Source organism: Desulfosarcina ovata subsp. ovata (assembly GCF_009689005.1).
Classification (GTDB): domain Bacteria; phylum Desulfobacterota; class Desulfobacteria; order Desulfobacterales; family Desulfosarcinaceae; genus Desulfosarcina; species Desulfosarcina ovata.
On the sequence record NZ_AP021879.1, the window covers coordinates 4,437,610 to 4,453,212 of the forward strand.

The 15,603-nt window shown below is 54.2% G+C and carries 13 protein-coding genes; 9 read left to right on the top strand and 4 right to left on the bottom strand.

Annotation, left to right across the window (positions count from 1 at the left end):
• The first annotated feature begins 84 nt into the window (after positions 1-84).
• The 7 genes from GN112_RS19605 (at position 85) to GN112_RS19635 (ending at position 8,843) form a co-directional block, all read left to right on the top strand.
• Positions 85-1,125 carry a virulence RhuM family protein gene (locus GN112_RS19605; protein ID WP_155311768.1) on the top strand — a complete coding sequence of 347 codons (1,041 nt, stop codon included), beginning with the start codon at positions 85-87 and terminating at the stop codon, positions 1,123-1,125.
• A 21-nt stretch (positions 1,126-1,146) separates the two neighbouring features.
• Positions 1,147-2,328, top strand: a complete 1,182-nt coding sequence (locus tag GN112_RS19610; RefSeq protein ID WP_155311769.1) for a restriction endonuclease subunit S — start codon at positions 1,147-1,149, stop codon at positions 2,326-2,328.
• Between the two features lie 590 nt (positions 2,329-2,918).
• Positions 2,919-3,443, top strand: a complete 525-nt coding sequence (locus GN112_RS19615; RefSeq protein ID WP_197743358.1) for a transposase — start codon at positions 2,919-2,921, stop codon at positions 3,441-3,443.
• On the top strand, positions 3,431-6,640 hold the full coding sequence (locus tag GN112_RS19620) for a type I restriction endonuclease subunit R (protein ID WP_155311770.1): 3,210 nt from the start codon (positions 3,431-3,433) through the stop codon (positions 6,638-6,640). Before GN112_RS19615 ends, GN112_RS19620 begins: the two co-directional genes overlap by 13 nt.
• Positions 6,637-7,347: a M48 family metallopeptidase gene (locus tag GN112_RS19625; protein WP_155311771.1), complete on the top strand. Its 711-nt coding sequence runs from the start codon at positions 6,637-6,639 to the stop codon at positions 7,345-7,347. Before GN112_RS19620 ends, GN112_RS19625 begins: the two co-directional genes overlap by 4 nt.
• Positions 7,348-7,823: 476 nt before the next feature.
• Positions 7,824-7,952 (top strand): hypothetical protein, encoded by a 129-nt coding sequence (locus tag GN112_RS34900; RefSeq protein ID WP_269434937.1) that lies wholly within the window; start codon positions 7,824-7,826, stop codon positions 7,950-7,952.
• A gap of 126 nt (positions 7,953-8,078) precedes the next feature.
• A complete protein-coding gene (locus GN112_RS19635) occupies positions 8,079-8,843 on the top strand; it encodes a stage II sporulation protein M (protein ID WP_155311772.1) in 765 nt (254 codons plus the stop codon).
• Positions 8,844-8,917: 74 nt separating this feature from the next.
• On the opposite strand, the gene clpB is transcribed toward GN112_RS19635, so the two are convergent.
• Positions 8,918-11,500 (bottom strand): ATP-dependent chaperone ClpB, encoded by a 2,583-nt coding sequence (gene clpB / locus GN112_RS19640; RefSeq protein WP_155311773.1) that lies wholly within the window; start codon positions 11,498-11,500, stop codon positions 8,918-8,920.
• Positions 11,501-11,794: 294 nt separating this feature from the next.
• Between clpB and GN112_RS19645 the strand changes: the two genes are divergently transcribed.
• Entirely contained in the window at positions 11,795-12,691 is an 897-nt protein-coding gene (locus GN112_RS19645; protein WP_155311774.1) for a hypothetical protein, read from the top strand.
• A 13-nt stretch (positions 12,692-12,704) separates the two neighbouring features.
• On the opposite strand, the gene GN112_RS19650 is transcribed toward GN112_RS19645, so the two are convergent.
• The 3 genes from GN112_RS19650 to GN112_RS19660 form a co-directional block, all read right to left on the bottom strand.
• A complete protein-coding gene (locus GN112_RS19650; protein ID WP_155311775.1) occupies positions 12,705-13,919 on the bottom strand; it encodes an aminotransferase-like domain-containing protein in 1,215 nt (404 codons plus the stop codon).
• Positions 13,920-14,033: 114 nt separating this feature from the next.
• Entirely contained in the window at positions 14,034-14,630 is a 597-nt protein-coding gene (locus GN112_RS19655; protein ID WP_155311776.1) for a TetR/AcrR family transcriptional regulator, read from the bottom strand.
• Positions 14,631-14,710: 80 nt separating this feature from the next.
• Entirely contained in the window at positions 14,711-14,911 is a 201-nt protein-coding gene (locus tag GN112_RS19660) for a hypothetical protein (RefSeq protein ID WP_155311777.1), read from the bottom strand.
• 147 nt (positions 14,912-15,058) lie between these two features.
• On the opposite strand from GN112_RS19660, the gene GN112_RS19665 reads away from it, so the two are divergent.
• Positions 15,059-15,577 carry a hypothetical protein gene (locus GN112_RS19665; RefSeq protein ID WP_155311778.1) on the top strand — a complete coding sequence of 173 codons (519 nt, stop codon included), beginning with the start codon at positions 15,059-15,061 and terminating at the stop codon, positions 15,575-15,577.
• Positions 15,578-15,603 lie beyond the last annotated feature (26 nt).

Here is a 15,603-nt window from a genome sequence, read left to right on the forward strand (position 1 = left end):
ACCAATTTTATCCTGTCTAAGTTGATGAGCGTGGAAGCATTTGGCCGTCGTATCAAAAAATAGATTTGGATAAGGATCTCCAGAATGAGTGAAGAAATAACGGGAAAAGGGGAATTGATCGTCTATCAGACCGAAGACGGCAGGGTTAAACTGGATGTCCGATTGGAGGATGAGACGGTCTGGCTGACCCAGAACATGATGGCCGAATTGTTTCAAACCACTCAGCAAAACATCAGCCTTCACATTCGTAATGTTTACGAAGAGGGCGAACTGGCACCGGAAGGAACTCACAAGAAATTCTTGTCGGTTCAACAGGAGGGCAAACGACAGGTCCGCCGCAGCCTGGATTTTTACAATCTGGACATGATCATCTCGGTGGGCTATCGGGTCAAGAGCCTCATCGCCACCCGGTTTCGCATCTGGGCCACCCAGCGGCTCAAGGAGTACTTGGTCAAGGGCTTCACCATGGATGACGAGCGGCTGAAGAATCCGCCCGTGGCCGGATCGGTTGTGCCGGATTACTTCGACGAAATGCTGGCTCGCATCCGCGACATCCGTGCCAGCGAGCGTCGCATGTACCTGCGGGTTAAAGAGATATTCGCCATGGCCGGTGATTACAACCCCTCCTGGGCCGAGACCACCAAATTTTTCAGTGTCATCCAGAACAAGCTGCACTATGCGGCCACCGGCCTGACCGCCGCCGAACTGATCCGTAGCCGTGCCGACAACACCCTGCCCAACATGGGCTTGACCAGTTGGAAAGCGGACGAGGTACGCAAGACCGATGTGACCATCGCCAAGAATTACCTCAACGAGAAAGAAATCGACGAACTCAACCGCATCGTGGTCATGTGGCTGGATTTTGCCGAAGACCAAGCCCTTCGCCGCAAGCAGGTTTTCATGAAGGATTGGGAGCGGAAGTTGGATGAGTTTCTTAAGTTCAATGACCGTAATGTGCTTCCCAATGCTGGGTGCGTGAGCAAGAAGGTAGCGGATGAGCATGCAAAATTAGCGTATGATCGGTTTGCTAAAAGGCGTAGAAGTTACAAAGAAGATGTTGGTGTTATAAATAATATCAATGCGTTGGAAATAGCAGCGAAACAGTTGCCTAAAGCTAAAAAATAACTTTTGATTTGGAAAATAATTATGGCTCCAAAAAACTGGAAAAGGGAACAAATTTCGAAATTGTGTGAACATGCAATTGATTGTTTAAACCGGACAGCTCCCATCGTTGATGAAGAAACGCCATACATTATGATAAGGACATCAAACATTAAGGAGGGCAAGATCCATTTGGCTGATATCAAATATGTAAATGAAGATGTATATATAAAATGGACAAGAAGATTGGCTCCTAAACTAGGAGATGTGATTTTAACAAGAGAGGCTCCTGTAGGAGAAGTCGGTATTGTAAATTCGCATGAAAAAATATTTTTAGGACAAAGGCTTTTTCAATATAGAGCAAATAGAAATCTATTGGACCCTAAATTTTTGCTGTATACTTTGTTGTCACCAAACACTCAAAAGTACATTAAAGAGGTATCATTCGGCGCCACAGTTCACCATATAAAAGTAGAAGAAGCTTTAAAAATACCTATTTGTTACCCTCCTCTTTCAGAACAAACAGCCATTGCAGATCTGCTTTCTACTTGGGATAAGGCTATCGAAAAGATTGAGCAGCTTATTGACAAAAAACTCGAATCTAAATCCTACCAACTTAAAGCTCTTATCAATGGAAAAAAGCCGAACGATACTGTTGGTGCTTTCGCCCGACCAAAAGCCCGCAAAACAAAAAGACCAACCGAATCATACCTTGCGTTAGGGATAAGAAGCCATTTCAAGGGCTCTTTTCAGAGAAAAATCGAAGATCCTGAAACTGTGAGTATGGAAACCCTCTACAGGGTAAAAAAGAACGACCTTATCGTAAACATAACGTTCGCATGGGAAGGTGCAATTGCACTGGTAAAGGAAGAAGATGAACACTGTTACGTTTCCCATCGGTTCCCAACATATGTCATCAATGAAAAGGTAGCCAATCCAAGATTCATTCATCATATGATTCAATCAAATCGGATGAAATACGAATTGACCAATATTTCACCCGGTGGAGCCGGTAGAAACCGTGTTTTGAACAAAAAAGATTTTTTGAAAATTCCCATTTGGTTGCCCGATATCAAAACACAGAAAAAAATTGGTGAAGCATTAGACACCATGGATCAGGAGATCAAGATTTTGGAACAGCTTTTAGAGAAATATAAAAAACAAAAACGCGGCCTGATGCAGAAATTGCTCACCGGCAAATGGTGGGTGAAAATCAAGGAGGCATGAAATCCATTTCGTTCCGGATTTGCAGGGAACCGTAGGGGCAGGCCCCCGTGCCTGCCCTGTCATGGATGACCGACGATGGTGAGGGCAACCACAGGGGGTTGCCCCTACGGGGTGCCAACCATGGCCCATGATTTGAAAATTCATCACGGCTGTTCTGTTCGTATTTGCGTTCATGATTATTCCCGTGCCTGCCCTGGTATTGGTCACCATCTGGAGGGCAAGACAGGCTCTGGAACCGGCGCAACCGCATGGATCAGGGCCACCGCAGGGGGTTGCCCCTACGGGGTGCCAACCATGACCGATGATTTGAAAATTCATCACGGCTGTTCCCTTCGTTTTTGCGTTCGTGATTATTCCCGTGCCTGCCCTGGTATTGGTCACCATCTGGAGGGCAAGACAAAAACCGGGGCCGTCGCCACCGCATGGATCAGGGCAACCACAGGGGGTTGCCCCTACGGGTGCCAATCATGACCCATGATTCCAAAATTCATCACCGACGGTCCATTCGTTTGCGCGGGTACGATTATTCACGCGCTGGCGCCTATTTCGTCACCATCTGCGCACAAAATCGGGAATGTCTGTTTGGGGAAATGATGGCCAAACAAATGGTGCTGAACGATGCGGGCAAAATGATCCGATCGGTATGGGATGAGATACCCCACCATTACCCGGGAATCGGCACCGATGAATTTGTAATCATGCCCAACCATATTCATGGGATTATCGTCATCGTAAAGGCAGGCTCTCGTGCCTGCCCATCATCGGTGCAACCCTCTATAAAAGGGCAACCACAGGGGGGTGCCCCTACGATGACATTGCCCGACGTGGTGCATCGGTTCAAAACCATGACAACCAAACGGTATTCAGACGGTGTCAAACAAAACGACTGGAAACCATTCCCCGGTAAATTGTGGCAACGCAATTATTGGGAACATATCGTGCGGGATGAATTGGAATTGAACGCTATTCGGGAGTACGTTCGCAACAACCCCGCGCAATGGGAATTGGATCGTTTAAATGTGATGTTTTCGGATCGGCAGGCCTTTAAAAAGAAACCGCAGAAAGGGCAACCTCAGGGAGTTGCCCATACGGAGGGGAAACCATGGATGGTATGAGATCGTTCCGATTCAATGAAAAGTATCTCTCCCAGATTCCTGCCCTGCAACTTCTCATCAACTTGGGTTTTTGCTACCTGACGCCCTCCCAGGTCCTTGCCCAGCGCCAGGGAAAACGCGGCAATGTCCTTCTGGAAAGCATCCTTGGTGAACAGCTCCGGCAGATCAACCGCATCCAGTACAAGGGGCGCGAGTTCCTCTTCAGCGAGGAAAACATCCAGAGCGCCATCCAGAAACTCAAGAGCGTCAAGTATGATGGCCTGCTGCGCACCAACGAGGTGATTTACGATTTGCTCACCCTGGGAACGGCCTTGGAGCAGACCATTGAAGGCGATTCCAAAAGTTTCAACCTGCGTTATATTGACTGGCGCAATCCTGATCGTAATGTTTTCCATGTGACTGCCGAATTTCCGGTTGAGCGTACGCGCAGCACCGAAACAGCCCGGCCGGATATCATACTTTTTGTCAACGGCATTCCCATGGCGGTGATCGAATGCAAGTCCCCCAAGGTGTCCATTGAGCAAGCTGTCAGTCACTCCATCCGCAATCAAGGCGAGGATTACATTCCCAAGCTGTTCGTCTATGTGCAGTTGGTCATGGGCATCAATAAAAATGAGGCCCGTTTTGCCACGACCGGCTCGGCGGCAAAATTCTGGGGCGTCTGGAAGGAGTTGCGGGATAAGGAGAAGGCGGTTGTTCAGGCCATCCATGCCCCGCTTGAGGAAGAGCAGAATAACCAGTTGTTCTCCGGGGATTTCAAGGCAGCCCGCACGTTTTTCGAATCCCAGGCAGCGGAAGGCGATCGCTTGGCAACCGAACAGGACAAGGCGCTTTACAGCCTCTGTCGCCCCGAGCGGCTGCTGGAGTTGGCGTATCGCTTTACGGTGTTCGAAAACGGCATCAAGAAAATCGCCCGCTATCAGCAATATTTCGTTGTTCAATCCACCATGACACGGATCCGGCAGCCCAATGGCCAGGAGCGGCGCAGGGGCGGCATCATCTGGCATACCCAGGGATCGGGCAAATCCCTGACCATGGTGATGCTGGCTCGCAACCTGGCCCTGGATTCGGAAATCTGCAACCCGCGTATCGTCTTGGTCACCGATCGCGACGATCTGGACAAGCAGCTGGGCAACACCTTTGCTGCCTGTGGTCTGGATCCCAATCGGGCCACTTCGGGACGCAACCTGCTCGAACTGGTGGCCGAGCACAAGGCCGCCATCGTTACCACCCTGATCCATAAATTCGACAAGGCCTTGAACGTCAAGAAATATCAGGATGACTCGCCCGATATTTTTATGCTCATCGATGAGAGCCATCGCACCAACTTTGGATCCTTTTCGGCCCGCATGCGCCAGATGTTCCCCAATGCCTGCTACCTGGGGTTCACCGGCACGCCTCTGTTGAAAAAAGAGAAAAACAATTTTCGCAAATTTGGCGGACTGATTGAACCCCACTACTCCATCAAACAGGCCGTAGCGGATAATGCCGTGGTGCCCCTGCTCTATGAAGGCCGGCATGTGGAGATGTCTCAGAACAAGGCGGCCATCGACCTTTGGTTCGAACGGCACACCCAGGGATTAAGTCCCAAGCAAAAGGCCGATTTGAAACGCAAGTATGCCCGGGCCGAAATGCTGAACAAGGCGGAACAGGTGATTTACATGCGCGCCTTTGACATCAGCGAGCATTTCCGTGCGACCTGGCAGGGGACCGGTTTCAAGGCCCAGCTGGTAGCCCCCAACAAGGTCTCGGCGTTGAAATACCATGCGTATCTGGAAGAGATCGGCCATGTTACATCGGATGTGGTGATTTCGCCGCCGGATACCCGCGAAAGTTATGAAGAGACCGATGACGAACCAACGGACGAAGTGGTCAAGTTCTGGCAGAAAATGATGAAACGCTACGGGGGCGAAGCCGAATACGTGAAGCAGATTATCAATCGCTTCAAACACGGCCCGGATCCCGAAGTGCTGATCGTGGTGAGCAAACTGCTGACCGGCTTCGATGCACCGAGAAATACAGTTATTTACCTGTGCAAGGAACTGCGAGAACATACCTTGTTGCAAGCCATTGCCAGGGTGAACCGGTTATATGAGGCAAAGGAGTTTGGCTACGTGATCGATCATGTGGGGCTTTTGGGTGAGTTGGACAAAGCCCTGACCATGTACAGCGCTTTCGAGGGGTTTGATGAACAGGATCTGGCTGGGACCTTGGCATCGGTGATCGAGCAGGTACGGCAATTGCCCCAGCGTTATTCCGACCTTTGGGATGTGTTCAAAACCGTCAAAAACAGCTACGACGAAGAGGCCTATGAAGTGCTGTTGGCCGATGATGAACTGCGGGAAAGCTTCTATCAACGTTTGGCCGAATACAGCAAAACCCTTGCTATTGCCTTGTCTACCGAATCCTTTGGGATGCAGACCGATGAAAAAACGCTACGACGGTATAAAACCGACCTGACCCGGTTTCAGAACCTCAAGGCCGCCGTAAAGCTGCGCTATGCTGAAGCCATCGACTACCGCGATTATGAACCCAAGATAAAAAAGCTGTTGGATACACATATCCAGGCTAATGAAGTGGTTCAGCTCAACGAGCCGGTCAACATTTTCGATGACCAGATGTTCGGTCAGGTCAAAGAATCCCAAAGTGTATATGGTGAGAAAACAACGGCTGCCAAGGCCGATGCAATCGCCCACGCCACCAAACGGGTCATCACCGAAAAGATGGAGGAGGACCCGGCCTTTTACGGCAAGTTTTCCAAGCTGATTCAGCAGGCTATCGATGATTTCCGGGCAAAACGGTTGTCCGATATGGCCTATCTGGAAAAAGTGATCGAAATTCGCCACAAAGTCGTAAATCGGCAACATGATGATCTTCCCGAGCGGCTTGTGGACAAGGAAAATGCGGCAGCTTATTACGGGGTGATCAAGTCTTTTTTCGATCAGCAGGGGTTGACACCCGAGACATGTGAACAACTTGGTATGGAGACGGCCATGGCTGTCGATGACATATTACAGCGTAATTGGAAGGTGCTTTTCTGGGAAGATACGGATGCCCAGAACAAAGTCATCGATGCCATCGAGGATTTTCTCTATGACGAAATAAAAGGCAGGCATGGCATGGCTTTGGACCTATCCCAGATTGACGAGCTGATCGAGCGGACCATGCAAGTAGCTCAAGCCAGGCGGGTAGAATGAAAGCGCATGGAACGGTCCTGTTTGGCCGGACGGAAATTCAATTCAAGCTGCTGTTCGTAAATCGCAAAACCATGGAGATCGCCGTTCATCCTGACCAGACCGTGGTTGTCAAGGCACCTTCGGGAACGCCTTACAAAAAAGTTGAGAATAAGGTGCTGAAACGGGCGGCCTGGATAGTTCGGCAACTCAATTTCTTTCAGCAGTTTGAACCCCGGACCCCCAAAAGAAATTATGTGGGTGGAGAAACCCATTTTTATCTGGGTAAGCGGTATCGACTTAAAATCCACGATGCAGTGCATAATGGCGTTAAGTTGAATCGCGGATTTTTTAATATCAGCGTTAAATCCGACCGGTCGCCAGAACATATCAAAAAGCTGATGGATGCTTGGTATGTGAACCAGGCAGAAGTGAAATTCAGGGAAAGTATAGAACGCTGCTGGATAAAATTTGCCCACCAGGGGGTTGTCAAACCGCGGCTGAGCATACGCCGCATGAAAAAACGATGGGGTAGTTTGTCAAAAAAAGGTCTTCTGACCTTAAATACAAATCTGATCCGCGCACCCAAGGCGTGTATCGACTACGTGATTACCCATGAACTCTGCCACACGCTGCATCATGACCACGGTTCGGATTTCTACCGGTTGCTGGAACGGGTGATGCCGGATTGGGAAAAACGCAAGGCAAAGCTTGAACTGGCGATGGTATAAGAGGTTATATGACGGTTGAAAAGAGCACAATGGCTCGATCCAAACCGAAAATGACCAAGAGGCATGCCCTAATCGTCAACCTACTGAAGATATATAGCATCCACGGCTATCGCCACAGTCTGTTGGAAATTCAAAAGCTCATGTATTTCATGCAGGCCGCAGGTGAACAACTCCGTTTGAATTACACCCAAAATACAGGATGAAACCCCGCCATATCAAGAAGGCATGGACCCGGTTAAAGGATGAAAACTGGCTTGATGCTGCCTGAAAATACTTGGGAGGTGGAAATGCCTTTTCAGGTGTAAGCCTGAATTCCCGATAGGGAAGTTATGGACGGCATGGACCCAGTGGACAAAATGGACCGGGCGAGCGGTGGCTATGGTTGATCGTGAACCATTGATTCCCAAGCACGGTGGTTATCGCAGGCTGAAGAGCTTCCAGATCGCACAACTGGCCTATGACCTGACGGTGCGGTTTTGCGAGCGCTATGTGGATCGGTTCAGCCGCACCCGCGCACTTACACCTACCCCGAAATTGCCGCCAACGCCGCGCTGGCGCTCATTGCCGTAGCCTGCAGCCTGCTTGACCGTCAGATTGCCGCCTAATCAAAAGCCTTCGAAAGGCAAGGCGGTTTCACCGAACGCATCTACCGTGTACGCAAATCCCGCAGAAAGTCGTGATGGTCCGGCAAGGCAGCTAAAGCCCCGCTCCAAACCGCCAATAACCGTTTCATGAAAACGGCCCAATCCTATCTGTATACGGCGTGGAAAAGACTGATCGCAGCCTATCTGCTGGCGGCACTGATCGGCCTGGCAACGGGCTCCCTGCTGGTCAACGTGGGAAACATCCCGCCCGAACGAATCTTCGAGGCTTCCACCAAGCGGCTCTCCTATGCGCTTCCCGCTTTTGATCGGGGAACCGAACACGGCATCGATATGGGTGTCCTGCTGTTTGCCTGGAATTCCCTTGGCGCCATGGTCACGATGTCCTTCATCTATACGGCCGCGCTGTTCGATCCGGACCATCGGCAAGCGTCCCCGCGCTGGCTGCGGAAAGTGTTCTGCGGAAAAACACGGATGAAACTGCTCTGCTATTTGCCGGGATGTGCGCAGATCGAGGCCGAGTCCCTGCGCCGGTTATACGTCTGGGTGATGGTTCCCCTTTTGGGGATCCTGTTGCTCGGGGTTGAAAGCGGCCTGCAGGTCTCAACGGCCACCTATATTTTCGGATCCTTCAGGACGGCCTTCCTTGCGCTGCTGCCCCACGGCCTGATTGAAATTCCGGCCTTTTCCCTGGCCGGTGCCGTGGCGTATTCGGCCCACCTTCAGATGGCCGCCAGGGCACGCAACAACCAGATCCGGATGGTTTTCCAGCAGATGGCAACCCATCGCCGCACCTTGCCGATCAAAACAATTGCCCTCTCCGTGGTCGGCGGGTTGCTGGTTGCCGGGCTGGTTGAGGCCCATATTACGCCGTGGTTGATGCAGATGGTGTGAAAAAAGGGGCAACCCCATGGGGGGTGCCCCTTCAGATGGGCCGGTTATTTCCGTTTAAACGGATGCCGGTCCGTTCACGCCTGCCGGAATACCACCCGTTCCCCTTCCGCTTCGGCGCTGATCCGGGCCCCCTCGGCGATCTTGCCTTCCAGGATCTCCATGGCCAGGGGGTTTTCGATCTGGCGCTGGATCACCCGTTTCAGCGGCCGGGCGCCGTAAATGGGATCGTATCCCTGGCGGGCAATGAGGTCGCGGGCCGATTCGGACAGAATCAGATCGATGTTCTGATCGGCCAACCGCTTGGCCAGGTGCTGCATCTGGATGTCGACGATCTTACCGATCTGCTCCGGCTCCAGGTTGAGGAAGATGATCGTCTCGTCGATGCGGTTGAGAAATTCCGGCTTGAAACCGGCGCGCAGGGCCTCGGTGACCCTGCGTTCCATCTCCTCACGGTTGTGTCCGCCCAGCTCCTGGATAAACTGGCTGCCGATATTGGAGGTCATGATAATGATGGTGTTCTTGAAATCCACCGTCTTGCCGTGACCGTCGGTCATGCGTCCGTCGTCGAGGATCTGCAATAGCACGTTGAACACCTCGGGGTGGGCTTTTTCAATCTCGTCGAAGAGAACCACCGAGTAGGGCCGCCTTCGCACCGCTTCGGTGAGGTAGCCGCCCTCGTCGTAACCCACATATCCCGGAGGGGCGCCGATGAGACGGGAGACCGAGTGCTTCTCCATGAATTCGCTCATGTCGATGCGCACGATGGCCTGCTCGGAATCGAAGATGAACTCGGCCAGGGCTTTGGCCAGCTCGGTCTTGCCGACACCGGTGGGACCCATGAAGATAAAGGAGCCGATGGGTCGATCAGGGTCCTGCAGGCCCGAGCGGGCCCGCCGTACGGCATTGGATACGGCTTCAATGGCCTGTTGCTGGCCGATGACGCGCTCGCCCAGGCGCTGTTCCATTTTGACCAGTTTCTGGCGTTCGCCCTCGAGCATGCGGCTGACCGGAATGCCGGTCCAGCGGGAGATCACCTCGGCGATATCCTCGGCGTCGACCTCTTCCTTGAGCATTTTCTTGTCGGTCTGAAGTTCTCCAAGGTCCTTTTTGGCCTGCTCCAGTTGGGTTTTCAATTCATTGGACCGACCGTAGCGCAGCTCGGCCACCCGGGCCAGGTTGCCCTCCCGCTCGGCGCGCTGCTCCTCGATGCCCAACTGCTCCTGTTCTTCCTTAATTTTGCGGATTTTTTGAATCTGGGTCTTTTCCTCCTCCCAGTGGGTCTTCATCCCGGCAATCTGGGCGCGCATGGCCTCCAGGCTGTCTTCCAGTTTGGCCAGCCGTTCCCGCGAGGCCGGGTCGGACTCTTTCTTCAGGGCTTCGCGCTCGATCTCGGCCTGGAGGATCTTGCGCTGGATTTCGTCGATTTCCACCGGCATGGAATCGATCTCGATGCGCAGCTTGGAGGCGCACTCGTCGATCAGATCGATGGCCTTGTCCGGCAGGAAACGGTCGGCGATATAGCGGTGGGACAGCGATGCCGCCGCCACGATGGCCGAATCCTTGATGCGCACGCCGTGGTGCACCTCGTATTTCTCCTTCAGGCCACGCAGGATAGAGACCGTGTCCTCCACGGTCGGTTCACGAACCAGTACCGGCTGGAAACGACGTTCCAGGGCCGCGTCCTTTTCAATGTATTTGCGATATTCGTTCAGGGTGGTGGCGCCCACGCAGCGCAGGGTCCCCCGGGCCAGGGCCGGCTTGAGCATGTTGGATGCGTCCATGGAGCCCTCGCTGGCCCCGGCACCGACCAGGGTGTGCAGCTCGTCGATGAACAGGATCACTTCGCCTTCGGCCTTCTCCACCTCCTTGAGAACCGCCTTGAGACGATCTTCGAACTCGCCGCGATACTTTGCCCCGGCAATCAGGGCGCCCATGTCCAGGGCCACCAGGCGCCGGTTTTTCAGGCTTTCGGAGACGTCACCGGCCACAATGCGCTGGGCCAGGCCTTCGACAATGGCCGTCTTGCCCACGCCCGGCTCACCGATGAGCACCGGGTTGTTCTTGGTCCGCCGGGAGAGCACCTGCACGATACGACGGATTTCGTCGTCCCTGCCGATCACCGGGTCCAGCTTGCCGCTTCTTGCCATATCGGTCAGATCCCGGCTGAATTTCTTCAGGGCCTCGTATTTCTCCTCGGGGTTGGGATCGGTGATGCGCTGGTTGCCGCGGATCTCCATGAGCACTTTCAGGACCGCGTCCCGGTTGACTCCCGAATCGGACAGGATCCGTGACGCGTCGCCGGCCTTTTTGTCGCACAGGGCCAGCAGGATGTGCTCGATGCTGGTGTATTCGTCCTTCATTTTACCGGCTTCGGCAAAGGCCGCTTCCAGAACCGACCGGCCGGTGGCCGAAAGGTAAACATCGCCGGTGCCGCTGACCTTGGGCAACCGGTCGATGGCCGCGGCCGCGTCGCCGGCAATGCGCTGGTCCGAGGCGCCCAGCTTCTTGAATACCGCGCGGGCCACCCCCTCCTTATCTTCGAGCATGGCGGCTAACAGGTGTTCCGGTTCGATCTGCTGGTTGCCGTGGGTGGATGCCAGGCTCTGGGCACTCTGGATCAGTTCCTGGGATTTTATGGTAAACCGGTCAAACCGCATAATCATTTCCTCCTTGCGTTTCAAACGGGTAATAGTGGCATTTGGTCTATATTTTGCAGACGAAATATAAACACCGCACCAATGTTGTCAATTGTCTGAAACGCATCGATCTGATAGGCAATCTGACCATTTGACCGCTTGGGCTGGTTTTTCCTGGTACAGACATGCCGGCTGGGACTTGACGTGAAAAAGCAGTTGTGCCAAAAACATTTGTAAGAAGGACGCGGTGGGTTGCGGGAATTCCCGCCGCCGTGTGGATGAATCATCGCCAAGACCATTTGCAATGGAGTATCAATGATCGGTTTCGTGCCTGTTTCACTCAATCAGTTCGTGAAACAATATCTGCGTAACAATAAGGGTGCCGATGCCGAAAGCGTTCGTGCCGGTGTCGAGGACGCGCTTGCCGCCTGGCGCCAGGGGGTTCGGTGTGCCTGCGGAAAGCCCCTTTGGGTAGCCGGTTCGGGCGTGGCCGGTTACGGTTGCTTCAGCTGCATTACCGGATCGGCCGAGCCGGATGGGGATCCGGAGATCGATGTGGTTTGTGACGACCCCTTTTATGAATTGGATGGCCCGGAAGACCGCTTCGCCCAGGTCAGCGAAATTATCCGCAATCACCCCCGGGATTACCGGGAACGGTTGGAGGAGGTCGAGTTCGTCTGGCAGGATGACGAGTACGACCTGGAGTACGAAGAGGAGGCCAAGGAGGAGCGTAAGGCGGTTCCGGAAACGGAAAATCAGCTTCAGCTGATCCATTTTCTGGATACCGGTGGCCCGGTGTCCCGACATATCCTTGACGCTTACCTGGAAGAACGCTATACGCCAACGCCCAACCTGCCGCTGATCCGCAAGTATTTCAAGCAGGCCAATCCCCAGCTGAAAGCGATCCTGCTCAAAGGGCTGTCCATCAACCCCACGGACCTGGATCTGTTGGACGACCTGGCCTATTTCAGTGAGTTCGACAGCATGTTGGGCGAACTGATCCGGTTTTATGCCGAGGCCTGTATCCAAGAGACGGACATGGAGCGCTTTTCGCTGCTGGCCCAGGATTTTCACATGAACACCTATGACCATGGCTATGACGCGCTTCAGGAACTGACCACGATGTTTCCCTCCGGTGCCAAGGGGGCCGTGGTCCAGCATCTTTTCGACACGGTCGACCAGTACGAGGGGCCGGAAGATGTGCCGTTCTAAGGGCGGGCTTATTTTATCCGACCCGTCGAGGCGCTTCCATCTCTAAGCGGGCCATACTGAAAACCTCCCCCAGGATGGCGGCGGCACGGTCGAGGGCGGGTTCATCGGCCATGGTGTAGTTGAGGCGCAATGTCTCCCGGCCACTCCCCGGCCGGGCGTAAAAGAAGGTGCCGGGTACGAACGCCGTGTTGCGGGCCACGGCCTGTCGGTTGACCGCCTGCATATCCATTCCCGCCGGTCCCCGCACCCACACGAACATGCCGCCTTCCGGCACGGTCCAGTTAAAATCCCCGGGAAAATAACGTTTCATGGCGCCCAGTAGCGCCTGTTGTCGAGGACGATACAAGGCGATGATGCGGGGCAGGTGGCGTTGCAGGTGACCGCCGGTCAGGTACTCGGTGGCCAGGGCCTGATTGAAGGTGCTGGTGTGCAGGTCCACGCCTTGCTTGGCCAGTACCAGCCAGCGGCCGACCGGCTCCGGCGCCAGGCAGAACCCCATGCGCAGGCCCGGCGCAAACACCTTGGAAAGGGTCGAGAGGTAAACCACATGGTCCGGTGCCAGCGCCTTGATGGGAGCGACGGGGACGCCGTGATACCGCAGATCGCCGTAAGGATCGTCTTCCACCAGCAGGGTGTCGTAGCGCCGGATGATGTCGGCGATGGCCTGGCGCCGCTCGGCAGGCAGGGTGCGACCGGTGGGATTCTGGAAATTGGGCACCATGTAGATGAACTTCACCGGCTGGCGGGCCAGGGCGGTTTCCAGGGCATCGGGCAGCATCCCCTGGTCATCGGTCGCGATTTCGAGATAGCGGGGTTCGTAAGGGGCGAAGGCCTGCAGGGCGCCCAGGTAGGTGGGGGCCTCCAGGGCAACATGATCACCGGGGCTGATGAGAATCTTGCCCAGTCCGTCCAGTACCCCCTGGGAGCCGCTGGCCACCAAGACCTCGTTCGGTGTTGCAGAAAGCCCTTTGCCCGCCAGATAGTGGGTCAGGGCCTCGCGCAGGGGCGGGAATCCCTCGGTCAGGTCATACTGGAAGGCCGCCGGACCATATTGGGCGATGGTTCGCTCGGTGATTTCCTGCATCATGTCCATGGGAAAACTCTCCGGCGCGGGAATGCCGCCGGCCAGGGAGATCATTCCCGGACGGGAGACCACCTTGAGGATTTCACGGATGGCGCTGGCGCCCATGTTGCGGGTACGCCGGGCCAGAATGGTTTCAGTGGGCATGTTGATTTTTCTCCTTGGATCAATAAGGACCGGTTGGTATTTTTTCACAACTCACAACTCACAACTCACAACTCACAACTCACAACTCACAACTCACAACTCACAACTCACGGGCTATTTGCGCAGTTGCCTGATGTAAAAACGCAGTTGATGATTGGCCTGGTTCAGAATATTGCCTTCACGGGTGGACATGTACACGGTGGCGGCACCATTTAACGTGATGATGATGAAATCGGCGATGGCACGATAATCCAGGTCGGGTTTGAGCAGGCCCGCAGCCTCGGCCTCGGCCAGCCAAGCCTGCAAGCGTTTGGAAAAGCGCACAAATCCTTTCAGGATATGCCGGCACATGGTGTCGGACTGGCCGGAGAGTTCTACCAGCATGTTGACGAAAAAACAGCCTCCGTCGAAAATTTCCTTGCCCAGATAATCCAGCAACACATTCTGGATGGTTTTCTCAATACGTTCCAACGGATCGGCGATGGCGCGAACATCCGTAAAGACCTCGGATCGCCAGGCCTCAACGGCATCGTTGTAAACCGCCCTCCAGACCTCCTCCTTGCTTCTGAAGTGGCAGTAAAGGCCACCTTTGGTCAGTCCGGTGGCCTGCAGGATATCGCTCACGGAGGTGTTGTAATAGCCTTTGACCGAAAAGAGCTGAAGGGCTTTTTCAATGATGTTGCGACGGGTCAATTCCCCTTTGGTGGACATGCTGTGCTCCCGTTTTAAAACCAACCGGTCTTTCTTTATTGTGCCTGCCGCCAAATGTCAAGTCATAAAAAATAGCACAGCTACCGGGTAAGGGCAAATCGGAAGAATGGCGCCATCTGCTGCTGATGGGGCTTGCGGAGACCGGAAATCAGACGACGAAAAAGACGGACCATCAGATGGACGAAGAACGCGATCGATTCCAATGTGATGAAGCAAAGGACAAAAAGGACCAGAAAAACCACCAGCCCGACGCCCGATACAACCAAGACGATGTCGACCATTCGTATCTCCTTGTTTGACTCGACACCCAACCGATGATATCCGGGTTGATATTCCGACGGACAGGACGTGAACCGCGGGGGGACGCCAGGCGAGGGTTTCCGTTCCGGCATGGGCGGTCAGGCCGCAGAAGACAAAGGGATGCGACGATGCAGGACGCAAGGAGACAATTTCGTGAAGCGGTTGGCCGGGTTGCCCGGGGGTGGCTGACGGACGGTTTGCCGTCAAGGCAGGGCCTCGATCAGGCCGCGGAAGAACTGGACCGGTTGCGTCATCAGCTGGCCGTTAATGGCCTCTGGCCTCACCCGCCGACCATGGTTACCGCCACCCTGGACGATGGCCTGGGCCAGGGGCTGGCCATCATCGAAAAATATGCTGCGCTTATCGGGATGCAATTGTTTCCCCTGGGACTGATGCAGTCGCCCGAGGCCGTCATCGATGCCTGCAGCCGCCACCAGCCGGATTATCTGGGCATGACCATCCTCCAGTACGATACCGAAGACGATTTGAATCGCATTGCCAGGCACCTGCCGGCCAAAACCCGCATTGTTGCCGGCGGGCCCGTGTTCAACGGTGATCCCGATTTTTCCGAACGGACCGGCGTTCACTATGCGGCCAAAAATGTGGCTGCCTTTCTGACATTCATGCTGGCCGCCGAACATGGATAGGGGTGCGAGCCCGCTATACGGAATCC